At 70.3% G+C, this 15,626-nt stretch carries 14 protein-coding genes and 1 riboswitch; of the genes, 7 read left to right on the top strand and 7 right to left on the bottom strand.

Annotated elements, in window-relative coordinates:
* Positions 1–202, top strand: a 202-nt coding sequence (locus tag ACFVT1_RS24670) for a transposase (protein WP_389799101.1), incomplete at its 5' end; no start/stop codon positions are given.
* Between the two features lie 206 nt (positions 203–408).
* Positions 409–1,101, top strand: a complete 693-nt coding sequence (locus tag ACFVT1_RS24665) for a hypothetical protein (protein WP_389799099.1) — start codon at positions 409–411, stop codon at positions 1,099–1,101.
* Positions 1,102–1,665: 564 nt separating this feature from the next.
* On the opposite strand, the gene ACFVT1_RS24660 is transcribed toward ACFVT1_RS24665, so the two are convergent.
* The 5 genes from ACFVT1_RS24660 to ACFVT1_RS24640 form a co-directional block, all read right to left on the bottom strand.
* Complete coding sequence (locus tag ACFVT1_RS24660) at positions 1,666–2,178, bottom strand: hypothetical protein (protein WP_389799096.1); 513 nt, start codon at positions 2,176–2,178, stop codon at positions 1,666–1,668.
* 752 nt (positions 2,179–2,930) lie between these two features.
* Positions 2,931–4,148, bottom strand: a complete 1,218-nt coding sequence (locus ACFVT1_RS24655) for an ABC transporter permease (RefSeq protein WP_389799093.1) — start codon at positions 4,146–4,148, stop codon at positions 2,931–2,933.
* A complete protein-coding gene (locus ACFVT1_RS24650; protein ID WP_389799091.1) occupies positions 4,145–4,918 on the bottom strand; it encodes an ABC transporter ATP-binding protein in 774 nt (257 codons plus the stop codon). The genes ACFVT1_RS24655 and ACFVT1_RS24650 overlap by 4 nt, the downstream gene beginning before the upstream one ends.
* Complete coding sequence (locus tag ACFVT1_RS24645; protein ID WP_389799089.1) at positions 4,915–6,090, bottom strand: peptidoglycan-binding protein; 1,176 nt, start codon at positions 6,088–6,090, stop codon at positions 4,915–4,917. The genes ACFVT1_RS24650 and ACFVT1_RS24645 overlap by 4 nt, the downstream gene beginning before the upstream one ends.
* Positions 6,087–6,626, bottom strand: coding sequence for a hypothetical protein (locus ACFVT1_RS24640; RefSeq protein WP_389799087.1), 540 nt, complete (start codon positions 6,624–6,626; stop codon positions 6,087–6,089). Before ACFVT1_RS24640 ends, ACFVT1_RS24645 begins: the two co-directional genes overlap by 4 nt.
* A 243-nt stretch (positions 6,627–6,869) precedes the next feature.
* Here ACFVT1_RS24640 and ACFVT1_RS24635 point away from each other — a divergent pair, with 243 nt between their 5' ends.
* The 4 genes from ACFVT1_RS24635 (at position 6,870) to argB (ending at position 13,026) form a co-directional block, all read left to right on the top strand.
* Positions 6,870–7,529, top strand: coding sequence for a response regulator transcription factor (locus ACFVT1_RS24635; protein WP_389799085.1), 660 nt, complete (start codon positions 6,870–6,872; stop codon positions 7,527–7,529).
* Positions 7,523–8,761, top strand: coding sequence for a sensor histidine kinase (locus ACFVT1_RS24630; protein ID WP_389799083.1), 1,239 nt, complete (start codon positions 7,523–7,525; stop codon positions 8,759–8,761). Before ACFVT1_RS24635 ends, ACFVT1_RS24630 begins: the two co-directional genes overlap by 7 nt.
* A 189-nt stretch (positions 8,762–8,950) precedes the next feature.
* A riboswitch (cobalamin riboswitch) is annotated at positions 8,951–9,170 on the top strand.
* Between the two features lie 159 nt (positions 9,171–9,329).
* The gene (metE, locus tag ACFVT1_RS24625) at positions 9,330–11,648 is read left to right on the top strand and encodes a 5-methyltetrahydropteroyltriglutamate--homocysteine S-methyltransferase (protein ID WP_389799081.1); all 2,319 of its coding nucleotides are present in this window, start codon (positions 9,330–9,332) and stop codon (positions 11,646–11,648) included.
* Between the two features lie 586 nt (positions 11,649–12,234).
* Positions 12,235–13,026 carry an acetylglutamate kinase gene (argB, locus tag ACFVT1_RS24620; protein WP_389799130.1) on the top strand — a complete coding sequence of 264 codons (792 nt, stop codon included), beginning with the start codon at positions 12,235–12,237 and terminating at the stop codon, positions 13,024–13,026.
* Positions 13,027–13,280: 254 nt separating this feature from the next.
* Here the strand turns inward: argB and ACFVT1_RS24615 are convergent, their stop codons facing one another.
* Together ACFVT1_RS24615 and ACFVT1_RS24610 are read right to left on the bottom strand one after the other, a co-directional pair.
* A complete protein-coding gene (locus ACFVT1_RS24615; RefSeq protein WP_389799079.1) occupies positions 13,281–13,802 on the bottom strand; it encodes a GNAT family N-acetyltransferase in 522 nt (173 codons plus the stop codon).
* 216 nt (positions 13,803–14,018) lie between these two features.
* Positions 14,019–14,228, bottom strand: a complete 210-nt coding sequence (locus ACFVT1_RS24610; protein ID WP_389799076.1) for an MbtH family protein — start codon at positions 14,226–14,228, stop codon at positions 14,019–14,021.
* 286 nt (positions 14,229–14,514) lie between these two features.
* On the opposite strand from ACFVT1_RS24610, the gene ACFVT1_RS24605 reads away from it, so the two are divergent.
* Positions 14,515–15,624, top strand: a complete 1,110-nt coding sequence (locus ACFVT1_RS24605; RefSeq protein ID WP_389799074.1) for an alpha/beta hydrolase-fold protein — start codon at positions 14,515–14,517, stop codon at positions 15,622–15,624.
* Positions 15,625–15,626 lie beyond the last annotated feature (2 nt).

Here is a 15,626-nt window from a genome sequence, read left to right as displayed (position 1 = left end):
CGTCCGCATCGCCCGCAAGGGAATCGAATCCAGTGAACGGCTCGGACGCCGAAGGTGGGTCATCGAACGCACGATGTCGTGGCTGACCGGCTACCGCAGACTCAACCACCGCTACGAACGCCATCCCCGCAACTACCTGGCCTTCCTCGGACTCGCCGCCGCACTCTGCTGCTACAAACGACTCCTCCGACTCACCACATAGGACACGGCCTTAACGTCCACTCACAACGGAACAAGACCTCACGGCCCCGCCCCGACTACCTGATCGAAGCGTGGAAACCCGGCGAGCCGTCGAAAATCACGCTCGTAGCCTGCCGAGGAAACCACCAGAGGCCGAGCAAACGAGGAGGGCGGACCCGCAGCACCACCGTCCAGCAACTTGCAAAGGGCGCCGAGCTGACCGAACGCATGCACATCGGCCCGTGGAATACGACGCCGTGCCTGATCCTGTCCACAGAACTCATGGGGCAGGGCGGAATCGGGGTCAATGCCCTGCAGGCGCGAGGCGAATCCCTTCTCCCCCTCCGCACACCGGGTGCCCCGGGAAACGCCGATGTAGAGATCCGAGACAAGGCCGGCATCCCCTACCCGAACGCCATTCACATACCCGCCCGCGACGGGAAACGGGCACGGACCGTCGACGGCTTCCAAGTAGCCGAGGTCGACCGCGTTTGGTTCGGTCAGCTCCTGGCCCGTACCGGAGCTGCCAACCTGACCGCGCTGGCCGGCGGAGGACCCCAAACCGCCCAGTTCCTCACCACGCGCCAGGGACGACAGCACTACGACGTGCCCACCTTCGCCGCCACATCAAGCGTTGACGACGCAGACATCCAAGTCGGCGGCACGAAATTCGTCGGCACGGACCATGTCTTCCGTATGGGGTCCGTACGCATCGAGGCATTCTCCGGTATGGCCGAGCACCTGTACGAACTCATCAAGAAAGGCCGCGTGGAGGAATACCGTCAAGCCGCCTTCCAAAGCCGCTCCACCCCACACAACACCCACAAAACCGGCCGATGGAACGGGCCGATCTCCTTCCACGACGACGGCACCGTCATGGCACTGAGCGTCCTCCCCATCCGCAGACGGCAACCTCACTGAACGCACCCGAAGCGTCGTCAACGCCCGCCCCCAGCAGAAGGGACGCGTAGACGCCCCGACCCGACAGGCCACATCGATCGCCCCGCAGAAAGACCGCCGCGACACGCAGAACCCCCGCCGGCACCTACCGACGGGGGTACGCATCTCTCACATCGCTCTCACCAACACCGTAGACGCTCCTGGACCACAGGGGCCTGACCTGCACTTACGCGCGTCACCTGGACCAGCCTGGACCCCACAAGACGCGATCTACAACCTGTGCCATGACGTACCGAGGGAGGGCCCCAGGATCAGGATCGGTGCGTCTTCCGGCCCGTCAAAGCGGTATTGCAGGGTGTTCGGTGGTGTCTCGCTCACCCGTCCGACCCTCTCATGCACCACGAAATCCCACATCGCCGGGGCGAACCCAAGGGCTGTCCCGTGATCCCTGGTGGACCGGCGTGCGGCGCCGGATGCGGTGCGTCGCAAGGCGGAGGGACGCCCGAATACTGGATGTATTCGGGCGTCCCGACAACGCGGCGAGGTGCCGCAGCCGTCCTGACGGTTTCAAAGCCGTGGGTTCGCTCACCACAGATTCTGATCGAAGTTATTCCAGTCGCATGCCGCCGTCTTGATATCCGAACCCGAAGACCTCATGTCGGCGGTTATGCACTGACCGGTCTCGCGATTCCTGAGGTGGAAGTAACCGTTGTTCCAGTCCTCATACCACTGCTCGTACCAGTTGACAGGATTCGAGCAGGGCTCAAGATAGACCTGCCCCTGCCAGTATGCGGTCAGGCACTTACCATTGTTACCTATCGTCTTCATGGCCCAGGCATGGCCGTCATTCGCCTCCAGATTACTGTTGTCCTCGTGCCACGTCACCTGCCAGCCGGCCTGGCCTGGCCGGCTGAGCGAGTAGTCGTAGTTACAGGGGGAGTACAGGGGACGCACGTCGTCGGTGACGTCATGGCCGAGACAGAAGTTGCTGTTCATCGCCCAGTAGACATCGGAGTCCTGAGCATGGGCGCTACCTGCGGTGGCAATCGTCAGGAAGGCGGCCGCTGCAACGGTCGCCGCTCTCCGCGCGAATTTCATTCGAGAACGCTCCATGAAAGAGAGAATTATCCGGCTCGATGTTCCGATCGGGCATTTGACAGGCGACGCGCCGCCACGCCGTGATCATGACATTCGACTGAAAGGACGTCAATACCCGCCATAAAAGGACGATTTACTTCCGCTTCAAGGGAGCGGAAGCGTGGCCCTATCGACGTGTTCCGAGAACGCAGCGGGCACGAAGAGAGGCCAGGTCGGGCTGCCAAGGCCCTCTCGTTTCGAATATCCGGTTGAAGCGCATCTGCCGATCCGCATCACCGCCTGCGGACCTGCGCTTCGCTGTCGGCTACGACAAGCGCGGGTACGTCTTCCTCGGCACCGCCACAGCAGCAGCCGTGGGGCCTGCGCCGTTCGGCTCGACCGCGTCCCTGCTCCGCGTGCTCGGAAGCGGAGAGCCGGAGTGCAACGGCGCCCGCCCGGCACCCTCGACGCCGGCGTAGTCCACCGGGCACAGAAGCCGCGCCGGCACATGGCGGGGCTTCCTTGCCTCACGCGCTCTCACACAGCTCTCACCAACTGTGCGCGCTCCCTCGGACAAAGACGCCCTGACCTGGACATCAAGCACCGCTCATGGACGAGCCGGACGCCTTTGGACGGTCGTTACGGCCTGTGCCATGAAGTACCGAGGAAGGGCCCCGGGATCAGGGTCGGTGCGTCCGGCTTCCCTTACCGGCGCGCGGACGGTGCCTGTTGAGCGCCGGTACGGAATCCGGACGGCCATGGCCGCAGCGGGCTCATGGGGTGGCGAGTGCCTCGGTGGGGGCCAGGCGGGAGGCGCGGAGCGCGGGGTAGATGCCTGCCAGGGCTCCGATGGACAGGGTGGCGGCGAATCCGCCTGCCATGGCCCACACCGGTACGTACACGGGCCAGCCTCGGGAGATGGCGTAGGCGCTGGTCACCATGAGACCGAGTACGATGCCGCCCGCGCCGCCGAGACCGGCCAGCAGCTGGGATTCCACCAGGAACTGGGTCCGGATGTGCCCTCTCCGTGCGCCGAGGGCCCGGCGCAGCCCGATCTCACTGCGGCGTTCCAGGGCGGAGATCACCATGGTGTTGGCCACGCCGACACCGCCGACCAGGAGTGCCACCCCGCCCAGACCGAGCATCAGCCCCGTGAACGCCTGGTCGGTGGCGTTCTTTGCCGCCAGGGCGTCGGAGGGCCGGCTGACCTTGACCTCGGTCGGCGCCTCGGGATTGACGGTGGCCGCCAGTACGTTCCGGACATCGGTGACAGCCGCGTCGTCGGTACGTACGTACACCGTCGTGGGATGGCCGTCGGAGCCCAGGTGGGTGCCGGCTGCCTCCCAGCCGACCAGCGCGCTCGAGTCCAGCTCCGGGGCGAGCGGAACTTCTTCGAGGATGCCGGCCACGGTGAACCAGCGGCCGCCCAGCCACACCCGGGTGTCGGGGCCGACCGTGCTGACACCGAGGCGCTCGGCGGCTCCCTTGCCCAGGACGGTCACCGGATACCGGGCGGTCGCCTTGTTCAGCCAGCTTCCGCGGGCCGCCTTCGCCCTGACCGTGTCCAGCAGTCCGAGGTCGGCGGCCCGTACCTTGACGCTGCTGGTCCGGGCGGCCGGAACGTGGTCATTGCGGTAGACGAAGGTGTCCTCGATGTCGCCGGTACCGGTGGCGGACACGACGGGGCCGATCCGGCCGACCATGGCGACGGCGTTCTGGGGAAGTTGTGCGGTGCTGCCGTCGAACTTCTGGCCGGGGGTGGCGGTCAGCATGTTCGTGCCGAGCTTGTCGAGGGTGCGTTGCAGGTCGGCATGGCTGGAGGTGGAGATGCCCACCACGCTGATCATCGCCGCGATGCCGATGGCGATGCCCAACGCGGAGAGGAAGACCCGCAGCGGGCGGGCGCGCAGCCCGGATGCCCCGGTGCGCAGCACGTCCAGCCCTTTCGTCCGGCCGACTCGCAGGCCGCTCACGCCGGCGCGTGATGTCATGGCGCGGACACCGCCTCTCGCGGTCGTGAGTCGCTGGTGATGCGGCCGTCGCGCACATGGATCTGCCGGGGCAGCGAGGCGGCTATGTCGCGGTCATGGGTGATGACCACGATGGTCGTGCCCTCGGCATGCAGCTCCCGCAGCAGCCGCATCACCGTGGCACCCGACCTGGAGTCCAGCGCTCCGGTGGGTTCGTCGGCGAGGACGAGACGGGGACGGCCCACCAGCGCCCGTGCGATGGCCACCCGCTGCCGTTCGCCGCCCGACAGCTGGTGCGGCCGGTGATCCACGCGGTGTCTCAGCCCCACCCGTTCCAGTGCCGTGCGGGCGGCGCGCCGACGCTCGGCGAGCGGCAGTCCGGCGTAGAGCAGTCCCTCCGCCACATTGTCCACGGCGGGGACGCCGGCGGTGAGATGGAACTGCTGGAAGACGAAACCCAGGCTCATCGCACGCAGCGCGGAGAGTTCCCGGTCGTTCAGCAGCGCGACGTCGTGGCCGTCGATACGGACCGACCCGGCGCTGGGACGGTCCAGGGTGCCGATCATGTTGAGCAGGGTGGACTTGCCGGAGCCGGACGGGCCGACGATCGCGACGAGTTCGCCCCGGTCGACCGTGAGCGAGACGCCGTCCAGTGCGGTGACACCACCGGCGTAGGTGCGGCTGACGGTGTCCAGTTGGACGACCGGCGCGCCCCCGCCGGGCTGCGGGGTCCCGTCGATGCCTGCGGCGGGGCTTCCGTCGCCGGCCGCAGGAGAAGTACGCAGGGTCATTTGGGGATCCCCACGTTGTCGCCGGCCTTGATGCCGCCGGAGATCTCCACCTTGCCGTCGGCGAACATGCCCGTCTCGACCGCGACCGTACGCGCGGTGTCGCCCTTGACGACCTCGACTCCGTACCCACCCTCCGCGAGGGCGAGCAGTGCCGTGACGGGCACGGCGAGGACGCCCTTCTTTCTCGCCGCGGTGATCTCGACGTCCACCGGGGCGCCGTCGTAGTGGCCCAGCTCGGCCTGGTCCTTCTTGGCGACGGACACGGTCACTTTGACCGTGCTCCTGCCACTGCCGCCGTCCTGGTCCTGCTGCCCGCCGTCTCCGCCCGCGTTCTTGGTGGCGACGGTTCCGACCGAGCTGATGGTGCCCTGCGCCCGGCTGCCGTCCGGCAGGACGACGGTGACCGTGTCACCGCGTTTCACCAGTTTCTGCTTGTCGGCGTCGAGGTCGACGCCGATCTTCCGGACGGTGGCCGTGTAGGTGAGCAGCTCCGTGCCCGGGACCAGGACCTGCCCCGGCGCGGCCTTGTTCTCGACGACCCGGACGGTGCCGTCCGCGACGGCCGTGTCACCGGGCCCGACGGTGCCGGTCTGCGGTACGCCCAGCTTCTTCTGCCAGCGCATGACGGCCTGCTCCGTGCCCGCCGTATAGCTGTCGTCGACCGCGAAACCGGTGTATCCCCAGTTCGCCAGGTTTCTCTTCAGCTGCCGGACATCCGCTCCCTCCACTCCCTTGCGCAGCTCGCGGTAGAAGGGGGTGTCCCCGTCGATCAGCGGCACGGGCCTGCCGTCGATGCGCAGCACCGGCTCACCGGGCGACACCGTCCGTCCGGGGTCCGGCAGCCAGGTCACGGTGCCCGCTGCCGCGCTGAGCAGCGGCTTCTTCTCCCCGTAGCCCAGCGTTCCGGCGACGGTGTCCCGCTGGGTGAGTGTGACCGTCTCCACCGGTGCGGTGGCCGGTGGCAGCGCGGCGGGCTGCCTGGGCCCGTCGCTGCCGCCGCCGAGCCCGAGTGTGACCGCCCCCAGCGTCACCACTGCCGAGGAGGTGGCGACGAGTACCGCGATGCGCCCGCGGCGCTTCCGCCGGGGACCGGGCGCCCGGCCGTCCTCTGCCGGGTTCGCCCCGGCCGGCGCGTCGGCTCCAGACGTTTCTTCCCTCTGCCGGCCGTTCACCGGGGCGCCATGGCCGGATTGCGGGCCTTGCACTTCTCGCCCGCCGCCATCAGTTTCTGCATGTCCGGGGTGTTGGGGTTGAACCCGTCGTGACCGCCGAGGCGGCCGGTCTCAGGGTCGGGATCGGGAGCGTCGTAGCCGTTCTCGCGCAGACACTTCACGTACTCCCGCATCTGCGCCATCCACGCGGCATCCGGTTTCGGGGTGTCATCGGTGGCGGTCGGTGCGTACTGCTTGCACGCGTCCTGCGCCGCCTTCGCCTTCTCGGGGGAGACCGTCTGCTCGGGCACGGGGGCATCGGCCTGCTCACCGGCCTTGCCGGCGAGCACGGGGGCGCCGTGCTCGGCCATGCAGTCCTTGTACCTCTCGCTCTTCTCCACCGCCGAGAGCTTCGGCGCGCCCTCGGCGCTCTTCTCGCCGCCGGCCGATGCGACCGTGTCGCCGCCGCCTCCACTCCCACAGGCGGTGGCGGCCAGGAGCAGGGCGGTGGCCAGGACCGCGCCGCACAGGGTGCGCTTTCTTGCTGATGCAGGCATGGGAACCTCTCGGGGCCGTCCACGGCGGAGCCATTCGGTCCCCGCCTGGTGATCGGCGCCATGGAACCCTGACTCCGATGACAGCCGGATAAGAGCTCGCGATGCCCTGCCCAGGGATCAGTACGGTCTGCGGGCCCAGCCTCTGCCGCACTTATCTCCCTGCAACCAGGGGGATGTTCTCCTGGTCTGCGAGAGGGCGGCGTCTCCGCCGGTCCAGCCGCACGACCGCAGGAAAGGGGTGCCATGAGGGTGCTACTGGCCGAAGACCACCACGTGCTCGCCCGGACCGTCGCGGCGGGGCTGCGCCGGGTGGCCATCGCCGTCGACGTCGCGGCGTCCGGCGACGTCGCCGAGCGGCTCGCCCTGCTCAACGACTACGACGTCGTCGTCCTCGACCGCGACCTTCCCGTGCTGTCCGGCGATGCCGTATGCCGCACACTGCGCGCACTGGACGAGCCCCCGCGCATCATGATGCTCACCGCCGCCACGGCCACCAGTGAGAGGGTCTACGGCCTCGAAGACCTCGGCGCCGACGACTACCTGGCCAAACCCTTCGACTTCGCCGAACTCGTCGCCCGGATTCGGACACTGTCCCGGCGGGCCCCCGCCCCGGCGCCTCCAGCGCTGCGCTCGCGTGGCATCTGCCTGGACCTCGCACGTCGCGAGGTCCAGGTCGCCGGACAGCCGGTCGAGCTCACCGCCAAGGAGTTCGACGTGCTGCGCCTTCTCATGGAGGCACACGGTGAGCCCGTGTCGCACCAGGAGCTCATCAACGAGGTCTGGGACAGGCACCTCGACCCCCGGACCAGCACCGTGCGCACCACGGTCAGCCGGCTGCGGGCCAAGCTTGCCGGCCGGGCGGTCGTGTCCGCCGACACGGGCGCCGGGTACCGCCTGTGCTGACCACCGTCCCGCGCCCGATGCGGATGATCCGTACCCGCATCGCCCGGCTCCCCTTCCGCGTCCGGCTTGCCACGGCCTTCAGCGGAGTCTTCCTGCTCTCGGGCGCGGCACTCGTGACCTTCGTCGCGCTGCTGGCACGCAGTGGGATCGCCGACCGGGTCAGGCTCGTCTACATTTCCGGCACACCGCAGACTCCCGCGGCCGCCCCGTCCCCCTCGCCGTCGGTCATGGGGCCCAGCTCCATGCCACCGGGCGGACGGGCGACGGACCACGCGGCCGTCGCCGCGGAGTTCGTCCAGGACGCGGTGCTGCACCAGCTCCTGCTCTGGTCCGGGGTCGGCCTGCTGATCATGGCGGTGATCTCCGGATTCGTCGGCTGGTGGCTCGCGGGCCGTGCCCTGAAACCGGTCGCCGCGGTCACCGAGGCGGCCCACCGTATCGGCGACGGAGACCTCCATGAACGACTGGCACTCGTCGGGCCCGACGACGATCTGCACCGTCTCGCCGACACCTTCGACTCGATGCTGGAACGCCTGGAGAGGTCTTTCGACAGCCAGCGCCGTTTCGTCGCCAACGCCTCGCACGAGCTACGCACCCCGCTCACCGTCCAGCGCACCCTGCTCGAAGTAGGGCTGGCCGATCCCATCCCTCCGGAACTGGCCGGCGTACGCGACGACTTGCTGGAATCGAACCGGGACGCCGAGCGGCTCATCGAAGCCCTGCTCCTGCTGGCCGGCATCGACCGCGGCCTGGCCGAGAGACACGCCCTCGACCTCAGAGACCCGGTGCGGCAGGCCGTCGCTCAGCTCGGGCCGCTCGCCGCCGCGCATGACGTCACCATCCGCGTGGAAACCGGGCCCGTAGAAGTCACCGGGGACCCCGTCCTGCTGCGCCACCTCGTCACCAACCTGGTGCGCAACGCCATCCAGTACAACCACCCCGGCGGCCATGTCCAGGTCACGGTTGGGGGCAGCCGGCTCACTGTCACCAACTCCGGGGAGCACATCGCTCCCGACCGGATGCCCGCTCTCTTCGAGCCGTTCCGTCGACTGGGCGCCGACCGCACCAGCACCTCCGGCCACGGGCTGGGCCTGTCCATCGTGCGCTCCATCGCCCAGGCGCAGGGCGCGAACATCTCAGCAGTGCCCGGTCCCGGCGGCGGCCTGACCATCACCGTCGAGTTCGCCGGCGTCCCGGGCCGCAGCAGTGTCACCGACCACGCTTCGAGGTGACGTCGCGCAGACGGTGGCAGCCGTGCGCGACCTCGCCGTACGCACCCTGACCGAGACGGTCGTCCGCTCCCAGGACCGGGCCGTGTTCGTCGTCAACTCCCCTTCGCACACGGCTCCCCGGGCAGATTCCGTGTCACATGTCACGTTCCGGGATGTGAACGGCGGTGCCCCGGGGGCAGCCCACCCTCTAGTCTGGCCGGTGCAGCTGGTTCGCCCTGTCCGCCAGACAGGCGCGTCGCAAGAGGGAACCCGGTGGGAATCCGGGACTGCCCCGCAGCGGTGAGTGGGAACAACCGCCGTCATACGCACTGGATCCGGACCTCGGATCTGGGAAGCGACGGCCAGTAGGTGTCCGCCTCGGCGGACGTGCCCGCGAGTCCGAAGACCTGCCCGTTGCCCGCACGCGACCGATCGCGTGCGGATATCCCGGTGACCTCGTGGGCGGGTCGGCGTACATACCGGACGGACGAGCGCCCCGGGGGCGCAATCGATCCGTCCGGTCCGTCACCCTTCGCGTCCGTGTCCCGTCTCCGGGATCTCAAGGAGTCATCTCGCGAAGGAGATTTCCGTGACAGCGAAGTCCGCAGCCGCGGCAGCACGGGCCACCGTGTACGGCTACCCCCGCCAGGGCCCGAACCGGGAACTGAAGAAGGCCATCGAGGGTTACTGGAAGGGCCGGGTCACCGCCGACGCCCTCCGCGAAACGGCGGCCGGCCTGCGCCGGTCCAACTGGAAGCAACTGGCGGACGCCGGCGTCCACGAGGTGCCCACCGGCGACTTCTCGTACTACGACCACGTCCTGGACACCAGTGTCATGGTCGGCGCCGTCCCGCAGCGGCATCGTGAGGCCGTCACCGCCGACGCGCTCGACGGCTACTTCGCGATGGCCCGCGGCACCCAGGACGTGGCGCCGCTGGAGATGACCAAGTGGTTCGACACCAACTACCACTACCTCGTCCCCGAGCTCGGCCCGGACACCGTCTTCACCGCAGACTCCACCAAGCAGGTCACCGAGCTCAAGGAGGCCCTTGCGCTCGGGCACACCGCCCGGCCCGTGCTGGTCGGCCCTGTCACCTACCTCCTGCTCGCCAAACCCGCCCCGGGGGTGGCGGCCGACTTCGAACCGCTCACCCTGCTGGACCGGTTGCTGCCGGTCTACGCAGAGGTACTCGCCGATCTGCGTGCCGCCGGTGCGGAGTGGGTCCAGCTCGACGAGCCCGCGCTGGTCCAGGACCGCTCCCCGGCCGAACTGAACGCCGCCGCCCGCGCCTACCGTGAACTCGGCGGCCCGACCGACCGGCCCAAGCTGCTCGTGGCCTCCTACTTCGACCGGCTCGGCGCGGCACTCCCCGTACTGGCGAAGGCCCCGGTGGACGGCCTGGCGCTGGACTTCACCGATGCCGCCGCCGCCAACCTCCACGACCTCGCCGCCGCCGGCGGGCTGCCCGGCAAACGGCTCGTCGCGGGCATCGTCGACGGCCGCAACGTCTGGATCAACAACTACGAGAAGTCGCTGTCCACCCTTGCCACCCTTCTCGGCCTCGCCGACCGGGTCGACGTGGCCGCCTCCTGCTCCCTGCTGCACGTCCCCCTCGACACGGCGCCCGAACGGGACATCGACCCTCAGATCCTTCGCTGGCTCGCCTTCGCCGAGCAGAAGACCGCCGAGGTCGTCACGCTGGCGAAGGGACTGGCCCAGGGCACCGGCGCGGTCGCCGCGGAGATCGCCGCCAACCGCGCCGACCTCGCCTCCCGCGCGAACTCCCCGATCACCCACGACCCCGCCGTACGGGCCAGGACCGCGGCCGTCACCGACGCCGACGGCCGCCGCTCCCAGCCGTACACCGAGCGTGCCGCCGCCCAGCGTGCCCACCTCGGACTGCCGCTGCTGCCGACGACCACCATCGGCTCGTTCCCGCAGACGGACGAGCTGCGCGCGGCCCGCGCCGGCCTGCGCGCGGGCCGGATCGACACGGCCGGTTACGAGGAGCGGATCAGGGCCGAAATCGGCGAGGTCATCTCCTTCCAGGAAGAGACCGGCATCGACGTCCTGGTCCACGGTGAGCCCGAACGCAACGACATGGTGCAGTACTTCGCCGAACAGCTCACCGGCTACCTCGCCACCCGGCACGGCTGGGTCCAGTCCTACGGCACCCGCTACGTCCGCCCACCGGTCCTGGCCGGCGACATCTCCCGGCCCGAGGCGATGACGGTGCGCTGGACCTCGTACGCCCAGTCGCTCACCGACCGTCCGGTCAAGGGCATGCTGACCGGGCCCGTCACCATGCTGGCCTGGTCCTTCGTCCGCGACGACCAGCCGCTCGGCGACACCGCCCGGCAGGTCGCCCTCGCCCTGCGCGACGAGGTCGACGACCTGGAAGCCGGCGGCACATCGGTCATCCAGGTCGACGAACCCGCCCTGCGCGAAACCCTGCCGCTGCGCGCGGCGGACCACGCCGCGTACCTGGACTGGGCCACCGAGTCGTTCCGTCTCACCACCAGCGGCGTGCGACCGGACACCCAGATCCACACCCACATGTGCTACGCCGAGTTCGGCGACATCGTCCAGGCCATCGACGACCTCGACGCCGACGTCATCAGCCTGGAGGCCGCCCGTTCCCACATGCAGGTGGCCCGCGAACTCGCCGCGCACGGCTACCCGCGCGAAGCGGGCCCCGGCGTGTACGACATCCACTCCCCCCGCGTGCCCGACGCGGACGAGGCTGCCGCCCTCCTCCGCAAGGGACTGAAGGCCATTCCCGCCGAACGGCTGTGGGTCAACCCCGACTGCGGCCTGAAGACCCGCGGCTGGCCCGAGACCAAGGCGTCCCTGGAGAACCTGGTCGCCGCGGCCCGCACGGTCCGCGGCGAGCTGCCCGCGTCCTGACCCGTAGGCGCCCCAAGGGACGGGGCACCTACGGGTGCCCCGTCCCCGGCGCCACGAGCAGCGTGCCGCAGCGGAGACGGAGAGAGGGCCCGGCGGTGTCCCGGGCCCGGATCCTCGGCCCGGGGCCCCGGACAACCGCCGACGTGCCGGACCGCTTCGTGACGGCAGGTGGGCTGCTCGGGGTCCGGGGGCGGGCCGAGCGGTGCCCGACCGACCTGCGCCGCCGCCCGGATCGTCCTCCTGGTCGGCAAACCCCCTGCGCGGGCCCGCCGCTGACTTCCGCTCAAACTCCGGGAGACAGGCCGGTCCAGACCGGAATGATCACAATTTAGGTTAGGCTAAGCTAAGAGAATCTTGGCAGTTCGGGCCCAACGGTGCGCACGTCATCAGGAGAGGGAGATCACCCGTGGACTCACCCTGCGTCGACTCCTGCGCGGCCGTCTCGGCAGTCCGCCGCGTTCGCGGGCCGTCGACGCCGAGGCCGGTCGTCACAGAGCGCGCGGACGCGGATCCGTCCACCGGGTCACTCCTCCGGCCGGAGGAACTGCGGGGCAGCGCGGTCGTCGTCAAGTTCGGCGGCAACGCCATGGTGGACGCGAGCCTGCAGCGGACGTTCGCCCGGGACGTCGTGGAGCTGTGGCACACGGGCCTGCGCCCGGTCGTCGTGCACGGGGGCGGGCCGCAGATCAGCGCGATGCTCGACCGCCTCGGCCTGGAATCCCACTTCGAAGCGGGCCTGCGGGTGACCACGCCGGAGGCCATGGAGGTGGTGCGCATGGTGCTGAGCGGCCGGGTCCAGCGGGAGTTGGTCAGCCACATCAACGCCCATGGACCCTTCGCGGTGGGCATGACGGGCGAGGACGCGCACACGATGACGGCGGTGCGGCGCCCGGCCTGGGTGGACGGCCGACCGGTGGACATCGGTCTCGTCGGCGACATCGTGGACGTCAACCCGGGCATGGTGCGCACGCTCCTGGAGCAGGGGCACATCCCGGTGGTCTCCCCCGTGGCACGCGGTGAGGACGGACAGGTCTACAACGTCAACGCCGATCTCGCGGCCTCGGCCCTGGCCGTGGCCCTCGACGCCGAGCGGCTGGTGATGCTCACCGATGTGGAGGGGCTGTACGCGAACTGGCCGCACAGCACCGAGGTGATCGAGCACCTGACAGCCGATGCGCTGGACGGGCTGCTGCCGGGACTGGCCAGCGGGATGCTGCCGAAGATGGAAGGCTGCCTGCGGGCCGTCCGGGGCGGCGTGCGCAGGGCGCACGTACTCGACGGCCGCGTGCCGCACGCGGTGCTGCGAGGCGTCCTCGACGAGACGAGCCCCGGCACGACCGTGGTTCCCGGCAACAGGCGGGAACCACAACAGGAGTAGCGCGTGAGCGCCGCAGGCGACACGCCGCCCACGCACGGCCGGCGGCCACCTGCGCCACCCCGCCCCTGATGCCGGTCCGGGGCGAGAGCCCCACCATGTGTCCGGTCGGCACACCGATGCCGGCTCTGTCCGCTGCGGCGCCGTCCGCCGGGCAGCGGGCCCCTCCCGCGCCTGCCCCTCGGGCGGAGGCCCGGGGTCACCGCATCACAGTCAGGGATGTCGGCGGGAACCGGCGGGCCCGCTCGGGCCGATGGTCACAGGACCCTGGCGAGGATCCGCGCGTTGCGCCGGGGATCCAGGGACTCGGCCCAGGACAGAGGCGCCAGACGCGCGGTCGTGGGCGCGAACCCGTACCGGAGGAACAGGCCGCCGTCGCCGGTCGTCGCCGTGAACAGGGCATCGAGCGACTGGGCGTGCGCCCTGGCCAGTACGGCGCGCAGGAGCCCGGCTCCCACCCCGCACCCCTGCCTGTGCCCGGCCACGCAGAAGTTGTACAGAACGCCTGCGGGCCCGCGACCCTCCCCCGGGCCGGCCGGATGCACGCGCAGGCCGGCACAGCCTTCGAGGGGGCCTCCGGGGGCCTGCGTCACGAGGAAGTCGGCCGCGTGGGTTGCATAGAGGGATGCGGGCCGCTCCCGCAGCGCCCCCGAGTGCACAAAGGGCTGGGACAGTTCGGCGAGTGCGGCGGCATCGTCCTCACGGGCGGAGCGCACGGAGGGCGTCGGTGCGGGGTGCGCATGCGGCAGCGGGGCGGGGCGCGGCGTAGCCGTGATCAAGGCTTTCCTTCCTCGGTTCCACGATCGAAGTGCGGCGCATCGCCCGGCCACCCCGATGAAACAAACGAGATAAGGTTAGCCTTACCTAACTAGCGAGTCCAGCGAGGGATCACCCCTGCGGAAACGCTGCCGTTCCGGGCGGCACCCGCCCTCCGCACACGTGGTCAACTCCGCGACGTACGGCGGACCTCGACCCCCGCGGTCCGCTGCGCGGGGTCAGTCGGCGGATGCCGCGAGGGACCGGGGGCGCAGGTCGGTCCAGTGGGTCTCGATGAAGTCCAGGCATGCCTCACGGGTGTTCTCACCGAGGGCGGTCGCCCATCCCCCGGGAACCTCGGCGAAGGACGGCCAGAGCGAGTGCTGCCCCTCGTCGTTCACCAGGACCAGGAAGCGGCCTTCGGGGTCGTCGAAGGGGTTGGTGTTCATGCGTCAGCGTCTCCTCGGGTCCGACGGGCCGGTGACGGCCGCGTCGTGAGTGTGCGTCAGGTCGTGCAGCCCGGTCAGGGCTTGTCCAGGTGGCGGATCGGAGCGGAAGGAAGGAATCATATTAGGTTAGGCTCACCTAATGCGTGATGAGCCTAACCTCTCCCCCTCCCTCTCACAAGGAGATGTTCATGCGCCCGGTGAGCGAACGGGTCCGCACCGAGGACACCACGAACGTGCCCCCGAACATGTGCTTCCGGACGACGGACGGCCGCCTCACCGGCCGGTCGTGACCGATCCCGGCTCCGGCTCCGCGCCCGCCGAGGTGAACGCCTTCGCCGGGTTCGGGCTGCCCGGCAGACCCGGCAGCGACGAGTTCTGGGCGGCGGCGCGGACGCCCGTGTCGGTCCCCGCCGACGGCGGCTGGCTGACCCTGTTCCTGTGGCGCGGCTCTCCGGCCGACATCGGCTTCGAGAGCTGGTCGCCGCCGATTCCCCTGCGCCGATGGGCCGATACGGACTGCTGGTACGCCGAAGTGCGCATGCCCGCGCGGCTGCGGGTGACCTACCGGTTCCTCGCGGGCGACGCGGCCTGCGCCGACCCGTTCAACCCGGCCGGTGCCGGCGCCGACCGGTCCATCGCCGCGACGCCGGACGCCCCGGCCCAGCCGCACTGGCCCGTCATCGGCCCCGACGACGTCCTGCCCCTCCCCCGTACCCGGCTCCGCTGGGCCGGCGGGCGGCTCGGCGGACGCCGCACCGTGCGCGTACACCCGGTCGGCGGGGGCGGACCGGTGGTCCTGCTGCTCGACGGGGACGACTGGCTGCACCTGCACCCGGCCATGACCGCGTTCGAATCGGCCGTCGCCGCCGGTGAGTTGGCCCCCGTCACTCTCGTCTTCCTCCCGGCCAAGGACCGGCAGGCCGAGTTCGGGTGCAGGCCCGAGCTGTGGGAGGCGGTCCGGGACGAACTGCTGCCGCTGGTGGCGCAGTCCGGCGTACCGGCCGACCTGGACCGGCTGGTGGTCGCCGGGCAGAGCCTGGGCGGGCTGAGCGCGATGTACGCGGCGCTGGAGTTCCCGGACCTGGTCTCGCGGATCGCGTGCCAGTCGGCGTCCTTCTGGTGGACGCCCGGCGCCCTGGACCTGGCGGACCCGTTGGGCGGCCCGGTCGGCGGCGCCATCGCCGCGCGCCTGCGCCGGGGCCCCGACCTGTCCGCTCTGCGGTGCGCGTTCGACGTGGGGGAACACGAGGCACGGATGCTGCCCCACTGCGAGCTGGCCGAGGCCCTGACCGAGCGGGCCGGCGCGACGGTGCGGGTGTCGCGGTCGGCTTCGGACCACGACCGGGCAGGCTGGCGTCACGCCCTGCTCAGGGACGTCGCCTGGGCTCTCGCCTGAGC

The sequence above is a fragment of the Streptomyces sp. NPDC057963 genome, assembly GCF_042887155.1.
Taxonomy (GTDB): domain Bacteria; phylum Actinomycetota; class Actinomycetes; order Streptomycetales; family Streptomycetaceae; genus Streptomyces.
The sequence above is the reverse complement of the archived record's forward strand: the minus strand, read 5'-3'. Positions and strand labels throughout refer to the sequence as shown.